The sequence below is a fragment of the Polymorphobacter multimanifer genome (assembly GCF_014205635.1).
Taxonomy (GTDB): Bacteria; Pseudomonadota; Alphaproteobacteria; order Sphingomonadales; family Sphingomonadaceae; genus Sandarakinorhabdus; species Sandarakinorhabdus multimanifer.
Window position 1 is genome coordinate 13,814 of sequence record NZ_JACIIV010000033.1, and the last position, 15,982, is coordinate 29,795.

A 15,982-nucleotide genomic window follows, 5' to 3' on the forward strand; every position below is an offset into this window, starting at 1 on the left:
TTAGCAGACTGTCCGCCATCCGCGAGCAAGCTGCGCTTGACGGGTCAAAGTGTCAAAACTGGTCGGTTTTGACACCGAGTGACATAACTCGCTTTCTCAATAGGTTAGCTGGACCAAAACCGCGATGCGGAATGCGCCCCGATACTGGCACCTCCAAAGCCGCAGGAATGCTCGGGTGCAAAGGCGCGTCAAAACCGACCGGTTGTGACACCGCAGCATTCGTCAATATGTGTCTAGACACTGCGAATCACTCGCATTATTAGCCTGCGGCGAAGGACGTTGATAATGATTCGCATATTGTTGGCATCGGTGGCTCTGGTCGGCATTACTGCACCGGCGGTAGCGCAGAATCAGGAAATTGATGGGCTAACAGTCGCTTTGACGGCCGCCGAAGATCAAACGACGATCCTCGTAACCGGCCGCCGGGACAGCCAGCTCGACGTCATCGGTGGCATTTCAGTTCGCGATGTGCCGTTGAGCATCCGCGTGGTCGATGCCGAAACGATCGAAGACCGCGACGCCCTCAATCTCTCCCAGATGCTGTTTGCGGACCCGAGCTTCACCTCTACGAACGCGTCGTCGGAACTTAGCAGCAGTGTCAGCACCGGCACTATCCGCGGTTTCCTCGTGAACCGCTACATGAGCAACGGCCTGCCGCAGGGATTCAGCTGGAACGCCGCCCCCGCCGAGGCGGTGGAGCGGGTGGAGGTCCTGCGCGGGGTTTCCGGCTTTGCCTATGGCTTCATGTCGCCGGGCGGCGCGGTCAACGTGGTAACCAAGAGCCCGCGGGGCAGGACCGGCATTACCCTGACCGGCCGCGCGAGCAGCGTCGGCAGCTTTGGCGGGCATGTCGAAGCCGAGGGGCAGTTCGGCGAACAAGCCGGGTTCCGACTGAACGTCGCCGGAGAGGCTGGAGACACCTACCTCGATGGCGTGACTGCCGAGCGCATAATCGCGGCCGCAGCATTCAACTTTAAGCCCAGCGAATCAACGCAGATCTTCCTCGATGGAAACTTCCTTCGCTCGATCACCGACGGAGATGTGCTCAGTGATCCCGCCTTGTTCGACACCGCCGGACGCCTGCAAACGAAGCTCGCCAACACGAACTACAATTTCGGCAGTCCGGAAAAATATGATGTCCTGAACAAAACCATCAACTTCCGCATCGTCCAACAGATCGGTCCCGACTTCACCCTAGTGGCGGCAGCCCAATATGCGGATTATCGCGAAATATTTTTTTCGGGTGGCGCGCGAGGTCGCATCGATGCCAATCGAGAGGTCGATTTTTTCTACTTCCCCGGCCTCTTCACTTCCAATGACCTTGGGGCAAGCCTTGTTGCCACCTACAAGTTTCAAACAGGGGCGGTGGCGCACAAGCTAACCGTCACAGGCCAATACACCAACGGCAAGACCGGCAGCGGCGTATTCGGTTCGGGGACCGTTGGCCGTTACAATATCGACACCGGCCCCCTTGCCCCGGTAACCCCTCCGGGGGCGCTCAATCGCGGTGCTGATCAGTTCAGCGACGAATATGGTGTGCTGGTGTCCTATATGGTCGAGCCGACGTCCTGGTCGCGCATCCTCGGCGGCATTCGTTACTCATCGATTTCCGCTGCCAGTCGTCAGGCCGGCGCAACCGTTACGGTGTCTGAACCCGGCGGCAGCAAGACAACGCCGTTCGTCGGCATCATGATCGATCCCACATCGCGGCTGTCCCTCTATGCCAACTACGCTCAGGGCCTGGAACGCGGTAGCCGCGCGCCGGTTGATGCAACAAATCCAAATATCCTGCTGCCCCCGGTCGTTAGCGAGCAATATGAGGCCGGTTTCAAATGGGATCGCGCGATTGGCGCGGCGCAGCTCAGCGGCGCAATCTTCCAGATCAAGCGGCCCAATGACTATTATCTCGGGCCAGGCACGCTGTTTCAGCGATCAGGCCTGCAACGCAATCGGGGCGGCGAACTGCTGGTTTCCGGCAAGGTTTTGACCGAATTCCTGCTCACCGGCGGCGTGACCTATCTGGATGCTGTCATCGCGCAGGACGCGAATCCTGCCGTCAATGGTTCACGATCGGTCCGTGTTCCGCGTTGGCAAGTCGCATTGGCAGCTGAATATGCGCCGCAGTATGTAACCGGCCTGACCCTGACAGCGGCTCTTGCCGGACAGTCCATGCGTGAGGTCTCCCTGCCAAACGATGAACTCAGATATCCAGCGTTCGGAACGGTCGATCTCGGCGCCCGATACCGGATGACCATCGGCAAGCGTGATGTCGAGTTTCGGGTCCGTGTCGACAACGTCTTCAACAAAAGGTTTGTCGAAAACTATGTCTGGGGCTCGCCGCGTATCGGCTATCTCAGCATCAAAACGACGATTTAGCCTATGGCTGCGACCTCCAGGGCACCGGAACTGCGGGCGGCGGCTGCCCGCAGGCTCGCGCCTGCGGGGTTTCCTGGGCGGCCATTATGGGTGCTGATGCATCGCTGGATCGGGCTGGTGATGGCCGGCTTCTTGATCGTGGCTGGCGCAACTGGCGCGCTGTTAGTCTGGCATCACGAGCTGTCGGCGGCGCTCGCGCCCGAACTCTACCGTATCGACGCTCCGCAGGCCGGCGCTACGCCTGTCGATCCGGCGATGCTGCGGGACATGGCAGCGGCGCAAACGCCTGGCGCGGCAATCGCCTATCTGCCCCTGAACAGCCGGCCCGGCGAAGCGCTGTTCCTATATGCAGAGGGCGCGGCCAAGCCGGAACTGGCTGTCGATCTCTACACCGGAAGGGTGCTTTCCCGCTGGGACGGCGGCAGCCTTTTGGATGGCCGTGTCGCGATCATGCCATTCCTCTACCAGCTTCACTATTCGCTCGCGCTTGGCACGGTCGGCACTTGGACGTTCGGTATCGTCGCGTTGCTCTGGACGATCGACACATTCGTCGGCGCGTATCTGACCTTTCCGGCGCGGCGCGTTTCCAGTGTGCCCGCCCGCATGCCGGCGTCATGGCTGGCCCGCTGGCGCCCGTCATGGTCGGTGCGGCGCGGGTGGAGCGCCTATAAGCTGAACGTGGACCTGCATCGCGCGGGCGGGCTGTGGCTGTGGGCGATGCTGTTCGTATTCGCCTGGTCGTCGGTCGGCTTCAATCTCAGCCAGGTCCACACGCCTGTGATGCGCACGATCTTTGCCTTCCGCGAAGCGGCGGAGATACCCGTGCTGCCCGCCCCCAAGCCGGTGCCTGGTCTTTCCTGGCGCAGCGCGCTCGATCGTGGGCGGTCGCTCATGGTGGCCGAACTGCAAGCTCGCAGTCTGACACAGCGATCCGAAACCGGTCTTTATCATGATGCCGCAACCGGCACGTTCCATTATTCGGTCAGCAGCAGTGCCGACCGTGCCGACAAACAATATGGCGCGACCAGCGTTGTCTTCGACGCCGATACCGGAGCGCGGCGAGACTTTTCATCCCCGCTCGACAATAAGGCGGGCGATACAGTTACGCGCTGGATGTATGATCTGCACATGGCTGCGATCTGGGGGCGGCCGTATGATGTGTTCGTTACTCTCATGGGGCTGGGCGTCGTGATTCTGAGCGTGACCGGAATAGTTATTTGGGCAAAGAAGCGCGGCGCTCGCGTGTCTGCAAAGCGCAAGCGACACTCTAAGAATGCGGGGCAAGAGGTGCCGCCGATTGGCGGTGCCGTAGCAGCGGAGTAGATTTGTTATGGTGTCACAACCGAACGGTTTTGACACCTAATAGCGCGCCCGCACGCTGGCGAAAAAGCTGCGCCCGGCCTCCGGGAAACCATCGGCAAGCTGGTAATTGTCATCGAACAGGTTACGCCCGCCGACACCAATCTCGATGCCGTTCATGACCTCAAAATCGACCCGTAAGTTCGCCTGAACGTAGCTGCCCGTGCGGAAGAACCGCGTTCCGGCAGTGTTGGTGACCCAACGATCAGACGCGATATCGACATTGGGCACGATATGGAGCCGGTCGATCGGCGACCAGTCGGCATAGGCGAACCCCTTATGGGTGGGGACGCCGGTCGGCTGGAAGGCGGCGTTTGACGGGTCGTTCAGGTCGCGCTTGGTGTAGGTGTAGTTCGCGCCCACGTTCAGCGTGCCCCCGATCGCGGCGCTCAATGCGATCTCGCCGCCGTAATACTCACCCTTGCCGAGATTGCGGCTCTGGGTGACGGCCTGGCCGTTGAAGATCAGCGGGAAGGCGACGATCACATCGTCAAGGCGCGAGTAGAACAGCGCCCCCTCTGCTCTGACCGGGCCGAATGTGCGTGCACCACCGATTTCATAGTTGGTCGCGCGTTCGGCTTTGAGGTCAGCGTTGGACGTGGCCCCGCCAAAGCGGGAGCTGAACCGCTCGAAGATGGTCGGAAACCGCGCACGCGACGATATGCTGGCATGAAGGCGGGTGGCGTCATTAGGCGTCCAGACAAGCTGGCCCTGGCCGTTCACCGCATCGGCGTTGCGGATCGGATAGCTGAACACCCGCGAAGCTCCGCCGCCAGGCGGCGTGCCATATTCCTCGGCGCGTTTCAGGTCGCGCCAATCGTAGCTGACGCCGGTGATGAAGGTGAGGGCAGGGGATAGCACCAGCGTATTCTCCGCCGCGATGCTCCATGTGTCTTCCTCATTCACCTGATCCGGCTCGGTAAAGCCGGAAGGGAACACCTGCTGATATTCGACGTGCCGATCGCGGCGGTAGTGAGCGGCGACGCGGAAGGTGTCGGCCGGGGTTAGCTCGACATCGAGCTGCGCCGATCCGCCATAGGCTTCGTCTTCATAGTAGCTGTTGAAGGCGCGGGGCAGGGTCTGCGTGTTCTGCGCGCGGCTGTCGAACGACCGCAGCAGGTTGTCGAACGTGTTGCGATAGGCGCGGGTCTTCAAGGTCGCGCGGTCGCCTAGCGCCGTGGTCGAGAGGAAATAGATGCTGTCGATATTCCAGTAAGGCCATGACCAGTAGCGTTGTACCGGGAGCGGCACGGTCGTCTCGATCGGCGCGTTCTTCTCCCCCTTCTGCCGGGTGTAGCTGATCGCGTACTCATCAGTCGCGTTCGGCGTGAAGCCAGCTTTCAGGTTGATCCGCTCGTCGCTGGTGCGGGTGAACTCGCGCGCGCCGCCATCCTCGTTCGCGGTCGGCATGAACCCTCCCACCAAATCCCAATGATCCTGAAAATTGCGGGTAAAGGAACCTTGGACGTAGAACTTGTCCTGCCGCGTGCCGAGCAGGCCGAACACGTTGTAACCGGCATAATCAACGCCGCGATCTCCGCTGATCGTGCCGCGCGCCTCCGCCTCGATCGCCTTGGTCGGCTTGCGAGTGACGAGATTGACCGCGCCGCCCATTGCACCGGGACCGTCAAGCACCGATGCGTAACCCTTTGCGACCTGTATTTCGGCGATGTCGGGGGTGAGGAAGCGGCCATAGTCGAGCCGGTTGTCGGCGGGGAGATAGACCCGGATGCCGTCGATCGACAGCGGGACTTGAAAGCGATCGAACCCGCGCACGAAGATCAGCCGCTCGTTGCGCGAGCCGCCGGTGTTGGACGAGCTGACGCCTGGAATAAGGTTCGCCGCCTCGTCCAGACTGTTGCGGTTGAAGGTGTAGATCGCCTCCGAATTGACGGTCGAGCCGCCGATATCGACACCCTCCGGGCGCTGCCCGGTAACGATGATGATCTGCCCCAGCCCAAATGTCTTGTCGTCCGCCGGCGGCTCCTCGACGGCTTGGGCAAAAATTGGCGTCGGCAGCATCGCCAGCGCAAGAGCGGCCAAGCCGTGGCGAGTTGACGGACGACGCATATCATTCCCCCTCTTGGCATCACCGCCATCGACGGACGATATATGACGGGATATAGAGCTATGTCGAAGGGGAATTTTCCATGCGAATGATGGTGACAACGATCGCGCTCGGTCTGGCCTCGGTCGCTGGTGCTCAAGAAACAGCGCCTCGGCCAGACTGCTCCGCCACGACGACGACGCTGCCGCCCGAGCTTGCTAAGTGGTCCAGCAGCGTGCCTCGCACCGCCGCCACGTCAGTCGGCACGGCATCGCGGGCTTCGCTTTCCGTAGGACAGACGGCTGCGCTGCGTTTGATGCCGACGTCGGCCGTGCGCTATGCTGTTCCGCCCGAGAAGGCTGGAAAGCCCGCAAGTCATGGTGGTCTGGCGAGCTTCACCGTGACAACAACCGGCACCTACCGCATCGCGCTCGGGGCCGGAGCATGGGTCGATGTGGTGCGTGACGGAAAAGCCGTCACCTCTGCCACGCACGCACATGGCCCAACCTGTTCGGCCATTCGCAAGATGGTGGATTTCAAGCTGACGCCCGGCCGCTACCTGCTTCAGATTGCCGGCAACGCCGATCCGGCCCAGTCACCTCATAGGTCGAAAAACGGCCATCTCGTAGAACGGATCGGAAACGGTCCGCGCGGTTGACTGTTGCGTTCCGGTACTCGAATGTTGTGAAACAAGCGGGCCGGAGAAGACAATGTCGGTGGTGAGTATCTGGGGGATGGAGCAGGAGCTCGCCGGCCGCTGGAGTTTGGCGTTCGAAGATTTCGCGCTTTTGAACGCAAAGCCTGCGGCGACCCGGCTCGGCTTTGCCGCGCAGCTGCTCCTGTACCGTACGACAGGACGCTTTGGTCGCGGTGCCGGTGAGTTTCCGGATACCGCGGTAGCGTATCTTGCCGAGCAGATCGGAGCATCGCCTGCAGACCTTGAGGGCTATGACTGGCTCGGCCGATCGGGACGACGGCATCGCGCCGAGATTCTCGACCATTTGGGATTTCGCCGGGCGCGCCGACAAGACATGCAGGCAGCAGCTGCGTGGACTGGCTCCGAGCTTTGCCCGTTGGGCTTGCCAGCTTCCGGGATGATGGACCGTCTTCTTGGATGGTTCGTCGCGCACCAGATTGCGGCGCCCGAAGAAGAAACGTTGACGGCGCTGATCACCACGGCCCGCCGCACGTTCGAGGATCAGGTGCTCGAGAGGATTGCGTCGTTCGTATCCTCCGAGCACGGGAAGAGGCTTGATGCTTCGCTTGCCAACGAGGGCAGCGTCACGGGTTTTTCGGCGCTGAAAGCAGATCCGGGCCAGCCTAATATCGACAACATATTGGTGGCGGCCCGGCGGCTTGCCTTTGTGAAGCAGCATGTGCTGTCCCCAGAGGCCTTGCCGGATTTGCGAGATCCCGTTGCGCGGATTCTGCGTCGCAGGGTGATCAACGAGACCGCCTGGACGATGCGCCGGCACCCCGATGGTCGTCGCCACGCGCTGTTCGCGCTTTTCTTGGCGCACCGGGAGCGCGAACTCACAGACGGGCTGATCGACCTGCTGATCGAGGTCGTTCACAAGGTTGGTAGCCGGGCCCGAAACCGGGTGCTCAAGGCGTTCGTGGCCGAGGTCGGGCGGGTTCACGGCAAAGAAGGGCTGCTGGTCCGGATTGCCGAGGCGGCCTGCCTTCAGCCCGAGGGCATGGTGCGCGATGTCGTATTCCCGGCAGCGGGCGGCGCCGATGTACTGGCGGCGATCGTGCGCGAGCATAAGGCCTCGGACGGTTTCGAGCGGCGCGTTCACCGGGTGCTGCGCGTCTCGTATCTGCGTCATTATCGTCGCATGCTTCCGGCGGTATTGGGCGTGCTGTCATTTTGCTCGAATAACTTGGTGCATCGCCCGGTGCTCGATGCGGTCGACTGGCTACGCCGGACGAGCGGCAGCCGGCGCGTCATTCGGCCCGAAGACGGCGTGCCACTGGACGGCGTCGTGCCACCCAAATGGCGGGACCTGGTCGTGGAAAAGGACGACGACGGGCGTACGCGGATCAACCGCATCAACTACGAGATCTGCGTCCTGACCGCTTTACGCGAGCGTCTGCGCTGTAAGGAGATTTGGGTGGTGGGAGCGGACCGCTACCGCAATCCAGACGAAGATTTGCCGCAGGATTTCGAGACACGCCGCGCCGACTATTATCGCGAACTCGGCCGCAGCGAGGATGCAGGAGCGTTTGTCACCGGCCTTCGTTCACAGATGACCGAGGCGCTCGGCACGCTGAACCGGAACATGCCGCGCAATACCAAAGTGCGGCTTCGCCAGCAGGGCAAGAACCGGATTTCGATCACGCCCTTCGAGCCGCTGCCGGCAGCCCCCAATCTGGAGGCGATCAAGACAGAACTCGAGCGGCGCTGGCCGATGACGAATTTGATCGACGTGCTGATGGAGACCGCCCGGCAAACTGGATTTCTCGAGGAATTCACGACGTCGGGCGACCGGGTCGTCCTCGATCCTGATACGCTGCGCCAGCGTCTCGTCCTGTGCCTCTATGGCTTGGGCACCAATGCCGGTCTGAAGCGGGTCAGCGCAGGGACCGAAGAGGCGAGCTATGCCGAGCTGTTGCACGTCCGGCGGCGGTTCATCCACAAGGAGGCGCTACGCAGCGCAACCGCGTTGGTCACCAACGCGATCCTCGCGACGCGCGACCAGCGCATCTGGGGCGAGGCAGGAACCGCGTGCGCGTCTGATTCGACGAAGGTGGGGGCTTGGGACCAAAATCTGATGGCGGAATGGCATGTCCGCTACCGCGGTCGCGGCGTCATGATCTACTGGCACATGGAGCGCCAAGCGACCTGCATATACTCGCAGCTCAAACGCTGTTCGTCCTCCGAGGTCAGCGCGATGATCGAAGGCGTGCTGCGCCATTGTACCGATCAGGAGATTCAGCGTCATTATGTCGACAGCCATGGCCAGAGCGAGGTGGGCTTCGCTTTTTCCCACCTGCTCGGGTTCGAGTTGGCGCCGCGCCTGAAGGCGATCGCCCGCCAGAAGCTCTATGTGCCGGAAGCGGCGATGCGCGGCGCGCTCGGCAATCTCACGCCGATCCTGGCGCGTGAGATCAACTGGCCCCTGATCGAGCGACAGTATGACGAGATGATCAAATATACCGCTGCGCTCAAACACCGCACCGCCGACCCCGAAGCGATCCTGCGTCGCTTCGCTAGCGCGGCTGTCCAGCACCCGACCTATGCGGCGCTCGCCGAACTCGGCAAGGTTATCAAGACGATCTTTCTGTGCGGCTATATCGGTTCGGAGGACCTGCGCCGCGAAATCCATGCCGGGCTCAACGTCGTCGAAAACTGGAACGGCGCGCACAGCTTCATCTTCTTCGGCAAGGGCGGTGAGATCGCCACCAATCGTCTGGAGGATCAGGAGCTGGCGGTGCTGGCACTGCATTTGCTGCAGAACTGCCTGGTCTATGTGAACACACAGATGCTGCAGCGGGTCCTAACCGAGCCCGCCTGGCTGAAGCGGATGACCGCCGAAGACCATCGCGGCCTGACGCCCGCCATCCACGCCCATATCAATCCTTATGGCCGCTTCGAGGCGAATCTGGATCGGCGCATCGACTTCGAACTGCCGCTGGCGGCGTAATCCGCAAAGGGATCTGCGATGAAGAAAGCGTCACCACCTCCCCGACGTCCCAAGGTTAGGAAGACACGGAACAAGCCCGCGGCAGCGCTCGCCAAGCGGCCTTCCGAGGTGTTTCCCGACCGCCGAGCCATGGAAGGCTTCATGGCCGGACTGTTCGGCCGCGTAGAGGCCAATGCGAACGGCGCCGTCGATGATGCCCAAGAGATGATGTACGACGCGTGGGAAGCAAGCGGTGCCGAACGTGTCGCTCTCGCCAGAGCCGCGCTCGACATCTCCCCGCTATGCGCGGATGCCTATGTCCTGCTCGCGGAAGAAGAAGCGGGCTCCCAACAGGACGCGCTGGCGTTGTACCGTCAAGGTGTGGAGGCAGGCGAACGCGCGCTCGGCGACGAGTTCGAGGAGCTGTCCGGCCACTTCTGGGGGTTTCTTCAGACCAGACCCTATATGCGGGCGCGAGCAGGGCTTGCGATAACATTGTGGCGTCTGGGTGATCAGCAGGCGGCAATCGATCACTATCGCGCGATGCTGATGCTCAATCCCAATGACAATCAGGGCATTCGCTACCTATTGGCGACAGCCCTTCTGTCGCGAGAGGACATCCCGGCGCTAAAGGATTTGCTCCACCAATATGAAGAGGATGCCAGCGCGGCCTGGGTCTATACGCTGGTACTGCTAGCCTATCGCGACCAGGATATTGACACCCAGGGGATCGTCGAGGAAGCGTGGGAGGCCAACCCGCATGTCCCAGCCATGCTCGCCGGCCTGAAGCGTCTGGCCCCCTCGAACGACGGCTATATCAGCATGGGCGGTGCGGATGAGGCAACCGCTTATGTCGAGGAGAACGGCGCCGCCTGGCGAATCACGCCAGGCGCCATCGAGTGGCTGGTGGAGCGCACCGCCGCTTTGAAGCCGCGTCCTGGCAGGAGCCGGACACGATGAACGGACCCTGCGCGCAAACGATCGTTTGTGCAGCACCCAAACCGGCGCAGCAAAAACAACGCGTTACTCGTCGCACAAAGCTGTTGCCAAATCAAGAGCATAAGCAACAGAAAAGTGCAGCATCGGCCCGGCTGCTCGGATATGCCCGCGTGTCCAAGGCCGAAGACCAGGATACCGCTCCTCAAATCGAAGCACTCGAAGCCGTGGGCTGCACCCGTGTGTATGAGGAACATGCCTCTGGCGGGCGCTGGGATCGTCCAGAACTTCACCGTCTGCTTGACCGTCTCCAGCCCGGTGATGTCCTCGCTGTCTGGAAGCTCGACCGGCTATCGCGTTCGTTGAAAGATTTGCTGCTTATTCTCGATCGCGTCGAAAAGGCCGGCGCCGGGTTCCGCTCGCTGACCGAAAACATCGACAGCACAACGGCGTCCGGTCGCATGATGATGCAAATGCTGGGCTCGTTCGCCGAGTTCGAGCGCGCCATGGTCCGCGAACGAACCCAGGCCGGCCTGCGCTCGGCGCGCGCTCAGGGGCGCAGTGGCGGCCGTCAGCCCAAGCTGTCCCCTCAACAACAGGTCGAGGTCATCACCATGCTTACCGCTGGCAGATCGACAGCTGATATCGCCCGCCTTTTCCGCGTCCATCGTGCCACTATCAGTCGCATTGTTAGCAATCTCGCGGTCAAAGACACGGTATCCGCGCCATAACGTTCCGCATCCGTTCTACGAGATGGCCGTTTTTGGACCTATGAGGTGACTGGGCCGATCCCGTTATTCCGGTGATGATCGCCGCGCTACGCTGATGGGTGACGACGCCTTGGGCGGCAACGGCGCATCCAGCACCGCCGCCACCAATCGGCCATAGGACGCGCTTTCCGACACGCGCGCGGTCTGCGCTTCAAGATCGCGGTAGTCCGCGACCACCGTGCGCCCGTATTCGGTAAGACGCGCGCCGCGATTACGACCGCCGCCGGTCAGCGTCTCCACCAGTCGCTCGTGAAAACAGCGGTTCATCTCATCGACCAGCAACCACGTCCGCCGGTAGCTCATGCCAAGCGCGCGGCCTGCCGCCGTGATCGAACCCTCGCGATCGATCGCCTCCAGCAGGTCCGCTTTGCCCGGCCCCATCGCGTAGCCGTCACCACACAGGATTTGCAATTTTAGCTTGAGCTGACCGACACGCACGTCACTTGCCAATCAGCACGTCGCTCGCCTTGGCCAACACCGTTACCTGATCGCCCTCGGCAAGATTCAGGTCGGCGATTGCTTCCTCGGTGATGTTGGCCGTCACAACGATACCGTTCCCGATATCGACCTTCACCGAACCGTTGACCGCGCCGGGCTGAATGGCCGTTACCCGACCCGGAATCTGATTGCGCGCGCTGATCTTCATTTTGCTTTCTCCTCGAGAGATATTCTGAGCGTGCAGCGTACCGGATCGCCCGCCTTGGGCGCGGCCTTTCTGCACCCGTCGATGGTCTTCTCATTCCCTTGAACGATGTTCCAGCCATCGACCATCGCGTTCCAGTTCTTCGGGGAATCCGTAATCAACAGGTGTCGCCCCGCCTCCCACATTGGCCGATCGAGAGTTCGCGCCGCCATCTTCTCCGGCCATTGCCAGCTCGCCGGGGCGATCTCGCGCGCGACAAGGCCGGGCAGAATCGTCCATGCGAGGATGCCGATCGCCGCCCCGCCCAGCCCGAACCATAGTTGCCGGTTCCTCTGGTCGGCCCGTGTCCATGCGGACCCAGCGATGGCGCGAAGCTCAGCCATGACGCGAGCCTTGTCCTCGCCCGCCTTGGCGAGTGCCGCCTGATCCTCGCGCCGGGCGGCGCTGCCCGCCGCGGCGATCCGTTGCGCCATCTGCTCGGGCGTCATCGCCAGCGCCGGGGCCTGGGCGAGTATCTGGCCGATCGCGTTGAGCCGGTCGGCCGTGGCGTCCACGCCCTGCTGCATCCGCCCCAACGTTTCGGTGTAATCCGGCACGTCGATATGCGCCCGCTCGGCCGCCAAGCCCTCCACGGCACGGCGTAGCAACGCCAGCTCGCGGTCCTGGCCTTCTATCACGGCCCGCAACCGGTCGAACGCCTCCGCCGGATCGCCGCCCTCTGGAATATCGTCGTCCTGCATCGTCTCTCCTACCGGCTCATGCCGCGATCACGGTCGCGATCAGGCTGGATCGACCGTGCCAGTTCCTGCCCGATCGACCGGCCCCGCTCCATGCTCAACGCCAGCTCGGGCGCTCGGGCGCGCAACACGGATTCGAGCTGCGGGTCGCGGTGCAATCCGCCCGCGATGCTCTCCATGCGCTTGCCCAGCTTCTCAGCACCCGCACGGTCGCCGGCACGCTCCATGCTGGCGCGGGCTTCCTGCATACCCTGCCACTGCTCCATGAACCGGCCCGCACGCTTCTCCGGGTCGATGCGAACCTGACGCTCGATCTCCATCGCCTTTGCCGCGCCACCCGTGTTGCCCTCGGCTGCGTCACGCGCGAGCCGGGGGTTGCGCTCGATCGCGCTGGCCAGGTCGCGCGCGGCATGGGGCCGGGTCTGGTCGAGCGCGTCGCCGGCCTTCGCCAGTGCCTGTTCCTGGTGCGCCAGTACCGGCAACCCCTTCGCCCGCATCCGCTCCATGTCGGCTGCGGCACGGCCATAGCGTTCGATCGCGCGGGCCTGCGAGGGTGCGAGCGGCCGATCGGCCGCAACGCGCTCCGGCAACGTGGTTTTCTCAGGTGCCGGCTTCGGCCGGAACCCTGCGAACATGCCCCTGGTTTTGTCGCGGACCTTCTCGACCATCTGGCGGGCGCGTTCCGGGAACCGGATCTCGCGCCGATCGGCGAAAGCACGCGCCTGGTCCTGCTCGGGCCGGGCATAGTCGCCGGCCATGTCCTTGCCCCGGTCGCGCGACAGGGCGCGGACGAGCTGGCCCCGGTCGGCGAAGTCGTCGTGGCCATAATGGACCTGCACGCTGTCACGGTGCCGCGACATGCCGACATACGCGCTGTGGCGATCCATGCCGGGGGTGGCGAGGATGTGCGCCCGATCGACCGTCACGCCCTGCGATTTGTGGAACGTCGCCGCATAGCCGTGATCGACATGAGCATAATCCTTGGTGTCGAACGCGACGCCGCGCCCGTCATCGAGGCGCACCGCCATGCCCTCAGCCGATACCCGCTCGATCGTGGCGAGCGTGCCGTTCTTGACCCCCATGCCGCGTTCGTTGCGAAGAAACATGATGCGGTCGCCGCTCGCGAACTGGCGATCACCACGTTCGGTCTTCACCGCCACGTCGTCGCCAAGGTCGCCGCTCGCGCGCAACCGGCCCCGCGCCTCCTCATTCAGCTCGCGCACCTCGGCGTTGGTATGGGTGAGAATGATCCGGCTGTTGCCGGGTTCGACCTGGCGCGCACGATCCCAACCGTCGACCAGCTCGCCCCGCGCCGCTTCCCGCGTGTCGGCCGCGTGGACCATGCCGCGACTGTCATAGGCATGGATCGCCTCGCCGCTACGCCCGGTCGCCAGCGCGCGCGTGGCGTCACGCTGCCAGTCCTCGCGCTGCCGGCGTATCTCGGTGATCTCGGCCGCGCCGTGGCGCTCGGTGACGCTGCGGAACGCAGCACCCGCCTCGATCGCCTGCAACTGCTCGGGGTCGCCAACCATGACGACCTTGGCCCCGGCGTCGCGCGCTTGGCTCAACACGCGCTCCATCTGGCGCGACCCGATCATGCCCGCCTCGTCCACCACCAGAACGTCCCTGGGGCCTAGCTGCTCGCGCCCCTGCCCCCATGCATGTTCAAGACTGGCGATCGTCCGGCTCTGAATGCCCGACCCGCCCTCAAGGTTCTCGGCCGCGATGCCCGACAGGGCCGCGCCGCGCACGGTGTAGCCCTGCCCTTCCCAAACCTCGCGCGCGACACCAAGCATCGCCGACTTACCGCTACCGGCGTAGCCCACGACCGACGCCAGCCCGGCGCTGCCGGTCACATGCTCAAAGGCGTCGCGCTGCTCCCCGGACAGGACAAGCCCCCTGCCCTCGGCCGATGCCAACGCCGCGTCCCGATGCCGATCGGCGACGCCATGCCCGCTCCGCGCTGCCAATTCGTCGGCGGCGCGCTGAAGCCTGGCCTCCACCGCGATCATGTCGCGCGACGTGAACCGGTCCTGGTCGCGCCCATCTTTGCCCAACGCGACCAGCTCGGAGTTGGCGCGCACCGCCCCCATCACCTGGTCGAACTGCTCCTTGCCGTCACTGTGCCGGAACGCGAACGTCGCAAGATCACGGGTCGTAAACGTCGATTGGCTGCGCGTGATGGCGTCCAGCGCGACATTGGGGTTGGCAATAATCTTATCGCCGTTCTCGCGGGCGATGCGCGCGTGATCCTCGATCCGCTCCGACTCAAGCCCTTGGCTTGGACGCCGCGATGCCGCGGGTCCAATCTTGTGCTGCGGCTCAAGCGCGATGCCCTGATCGGCATAGGAGCGATGGTCGACCCGCGCGTCGATGCTCAGCTCGGTAAGTCGCTCGTTGACGTGCGCGGCCCAGGCCTCCCGCCAATCCTTCAACAACGCCCGGTCGTTCCAGTCGGCAACCTTATTGCCGAACCCTTGCCCTTTTACATGGCGCATCGACAGCATGACGTGCGCGTGCGGCTTGGGGCTGCCGTCCGCCGCCTGGTCCCAATGCACGTTGAGGTCCGCGACCATGCCGCGCTTCACGAACTGCTCGTCGACGAAATCGCGGGCAAGCTGCACGCCCTGCTTCTCGCTCATCTCGCGTGGGATCGAGAATTCCACCTCGCGCGCCAACTGCGCGTCGTACCGCTTCTCCTTCGCCTCGATCTCGTTCCACAAAGTCGTTCGATCGCACAAACGCTCCGGCGCGCCCTCGGGCAACATCACCTCGGAGTGGATCACCCCCGCCTTGTTGGTGAAGTCGTGATTGCGGTTCAGCCGGTCGTCGTGCAGCCGCTCGGCGGCACGATAGGCCGCGCTTGCGACCGCGCTACTGCCTGCCTTACGGCTGATGATCTTGGCGGAGAAGTGGTAGATCGCCATCGTGAGCCGCTCACTACCCTTCTTCGTGCAGAACGGCAACGCTGTTCTATAAGCGCGCACTCACAATCCGCTTCGCTTCTCGTGACTGACTTGCTGCCGCTCCTTGCTCGTTCCGGCTTTACCCGTTTGCTGGCGGCGCTAAGATACGAACGAACGATACGCAGAAGGGTGACGGCTATGCGCAAGGTTCGCGATTACGATGCCGAACTAAAGGCGTTGGGCGACAAGGCCCGTGCGCTCAAGGCGAAGCGGGTCGAACAGCTCGGGCAACTGGTCGCAGCAACCGGGGCCGATATGCTCGATGCCGAGACGCTGGCCGGCGTGCTGCTCGATGCGATTGGATCGAAAGATACTGCGGCAAAGGAGGCATGGCGTGCGACGGGCGCTGCGTTCTTTCAACGGCGCGGGAAGAAAGGTGGCGGCGCTGCTGCGATCGACGGATCGGGCGCTCAAGCTGAACCGGGCGGCGACACTGCGCGCGGAAGCAGCCCTACGGCGAACGGATAGCAGGGCCTGGGTCGTGCAACGCCGCGAACGGACGCGCCACCTGATCGAGCTGGG

Annotated in this window: 12 protein-coding genes; 7 read left to right on the plus strand and 5 right to left on the minus strand. The window is 63.3% G+C overall.

Annotated features, from left to right (window positions below):
• The first annotated feature begins 285 nt into the window (after positions 1-285).
• Both FHS79_RS16520 and FHS79_RS16525 read left to right on the plus strand, forming a co-directional pair.
• Positions 286-2,376 (plus strand): TonB-dependent receptor, encoded by a 2,091-nt coding sequence (locus FHS79_RS16520; RefSeq protein WP_184202611.1) that lies wholly within the window; start codon positions 286-288, stop codon positions 2,374-2,376.
• 96 nt (positions 2,377-2,472) lie between these two features.
• Positions 2,473-3,699 (plus strand): PepSY-associated TM helix domain-containing protein, encoded by a 1,227-nt coding sequence (locus tag FHS79_RS16525; RefSeq protein ID WP_184202613.1) that lies wholly within the window; start codon positions 2,473-2,475, stop codon positions 3,697-3,699.
• A 36-nt stretch (positions 3,700-3,735) separates the two neighbouring features.
• On the opposite strand, the gene FHS79_RS16530 is transcribed toward FHS79_RS16525, so the two are convergent.
• Entirely contained in the window at positions 3,736-5,778 is a 2,043-nt protein-coding gene (locus tag FHS79_RS16530) for a TonB-dependent receptor plug domain-containing protein (protein ID WP_341534476.1), read from the minus strand.
• 107 nt (positions 5,779-5,885) lie between these two features.
• On the opposite strand from FHS79_RS16530, the gene FHS79_RS16535 reads away from it, so the two are divergent.
• From FHS79_RS16535 to FHS79_RS16550, 4 genes are all read left to right on the plus strand, one after another.
• The gene (locus FHS79_RS16535; RefSeq protein ID WP_184202615.1) at positions 5,886-6,440 is read left to right on the plus strand and encodes a homogentisate 1,2-dioxygenase; all 555 of its coding nucleotides are present in this window, start codon (positions 5,886-5,888) and stop codon (positions 6,438-6,440) included.
• Between the two features lie 76 nt (positions 6,441-6,516).
• Positions 6,517-9,429: a Tn3 family transposase gene (locus FHS79_RS16540; RefSeq protein WP_184202631.1), complete on the plus strand. Its 2,913-nt coding sequence runs from the start codon at positions 6,517-6,519 to the stop codon at positions 9,427-9,429.
• A 141-nt stretch (positions 9,430-9,570) separates the two neighbouring features.
• Positions 9,571-10,368 carry a tetratricopeptide repeat protein gene (locus tag FHS79_RS16545; protein WP_184202633.1) on the plus strand — a complete coding sequence of 266 codons (798 nt, stop codon included), beginning with the start codon at positions 9,571-9,573 and terminating at the stop codon, positions 10,366-10,368.
• Positions 10,365-11,075 carry a recombinase family protein gene (locus FHS79_RS16550; protein WP_243452964.1) on the plus strand — a complete coding sequence of 237 codons (711 nt, stop codon included), beginning with the start codon at positions 10,365-10,367 and terminating at the stop codon, positions 11,073-11,075. The genes FHS79_RS16545 and FHS79_RS16550 overlap by 4 nt, the downstream gene beginning before the upstream one ends.
• 63 nt (positions 11,076-11,138) lie before the next feature.
• Here FHS79_RS16550 and FHS79_RS16555 read toward each other — a convergent pair whose 3' ends face one another.
• The 4 genes from FHS79_RS16555 to traA are packed head-to-tail and all read right to left on the minus strand — an operon-like array spanning position 11,139 to position 15,421.
• On the minus strand, positions 11,139-11,552 hold the full coding sequence (locus tag FHS79_RS16555) for a LysR family transcriptional regulator (protein WP_184202616.1): 414 nt from the start codon (positions 11,550-11,552) through the stop codon (positions 11,139-11,141).
• Between the two features lies 1 nt (position 11,553).
• Complete coding sequence (locus tag FHS79_RS16560) at positions 11,554-11,760, minus strand: TOBE domain-containing protein (RefSeq protein ID WP_184202618.1); 207 nt, start codon at positions 11,758-11,760, stop codon at positions 11,554-11,556.
• Positions 11,757-12,497 (minus strand): DUF6118 family protein, encoded by a 741-nt coding sequence (locus tag FHS79_RS16565; RefSeq protein ID WP_184202620.1) that lies wholly within the window; start codon positions 12,495-12,497, stop codon positions 11,757-11,759. The genes FHS79_RS16560 and FHS79_RS16565 overlap by 4 nt, the downstream gene beginning before the upstream one ends.
• 8 nt (positions 12,498-12,505) lie before the next feature.
• A complete protein-coding gene (traA, locus tag FHS79_RS16570; protein ID WP_184202623.1) occupies positions 12,506-15,421 on the minus strand; it encodes a Ti-type conjugative transfer relaxase TraA in 2,916 nt (971 codons plus the stop codon).
• 177 nt (positions 15,422-15,598) lie between these two features.
• On the opposite strand from traA, the gene FHS79_RS16575 reads away from it, so the two are divergent.
• Complete coding sequence (locus tag FHS79_RS16575) at positions 15,599-15,928, plus strand: conjugal transfer protein TraD (RefSeq protein WP_184202638.1); 330 nt, start codon at positions 15,599-15,601, stop codon at positions 15,926-15,928.
• Positions 15,929-15,982 lie beyond the last annotated feature (54 nt).

What these genes read in the sequence shown, in the direction of transcription:
- FHS79_RS16520 (WP_184202611.1), top strand. Translation starts at nt 286, where the DNA reads ATGATTCGCATATTGTTGGCATCGGTGGCTCTGGTCGGCATTACTGCA.
- FHS79_RS16525 (WP_184202613.1), top strand. Translation starts at nt 2,473, where the DNA reads ATGCATCGCTGGATCGGGCTGGTGATGGCCGGCTTCTTGATCGTGGCT.
- FHS79_RS16535 (WP_184202615.1), top strand. Translation starts at nt 5,886, where the DNA reads ATGCGAATGATGGTGACAACGATCGCGCTCGGTCTGGCCTCGGTCGCT.
- FHS79_RS16540 (WP_184202631.1), top strand. Translation starts at nt 6,517, where the DNA reads ATGGAGCAGGAGCTCGCCGGCCGCTGGAGTTTGGCGTTCGAAGATTTC.
- FHS79_RS16545 (WP_184202633.1), top strand. Translation starts at nt 9,571, where the DNA reads ATGGCCGGACTGTTCGGCCGCGTAGAGGCCAATGCGAACGGCGCCGTC.
- FHS79_RS16550 (WP_243452964.1), top strand. Translation starts at nt 10,365, where the DNA reads ATGAACGGACCCTGCGCGCAAACGATCGTTTGTGCAGCACCCAAACCG.
- FHS79_RS16560 (WP_184202618.1), bottom strand. Translation starts at nt 11,760, where the DNA reads ATGAAGATCAGCGCGCGCAATCAGATTCCGGGTCGGGTAACGGCCATT.
- FHS79_RS16565 (WP_184202620.1), bottom strand. Translation starts at nt 12,497, where the DNA reads ATGCAGGACGACGATATTCCAGAGGGCGGCGATCCGGCGGAGGCGTTC.
- traA (WP_184202623.1), bottom strand. Translation starts at nt 15,421, where the DNA reads ATGGCGATCTACCACTTCTCCGCCAAGATCATCAGCCGTAAGGCAGGC.
- FHS79_RS16575 (WP_184202638.1), top strand. Translation starts at nt 15,599, where the DNA reads ATGCGCAAGGTTCGCGATTACGATGCCGAACTAAAGGCGTTGGGCGAC.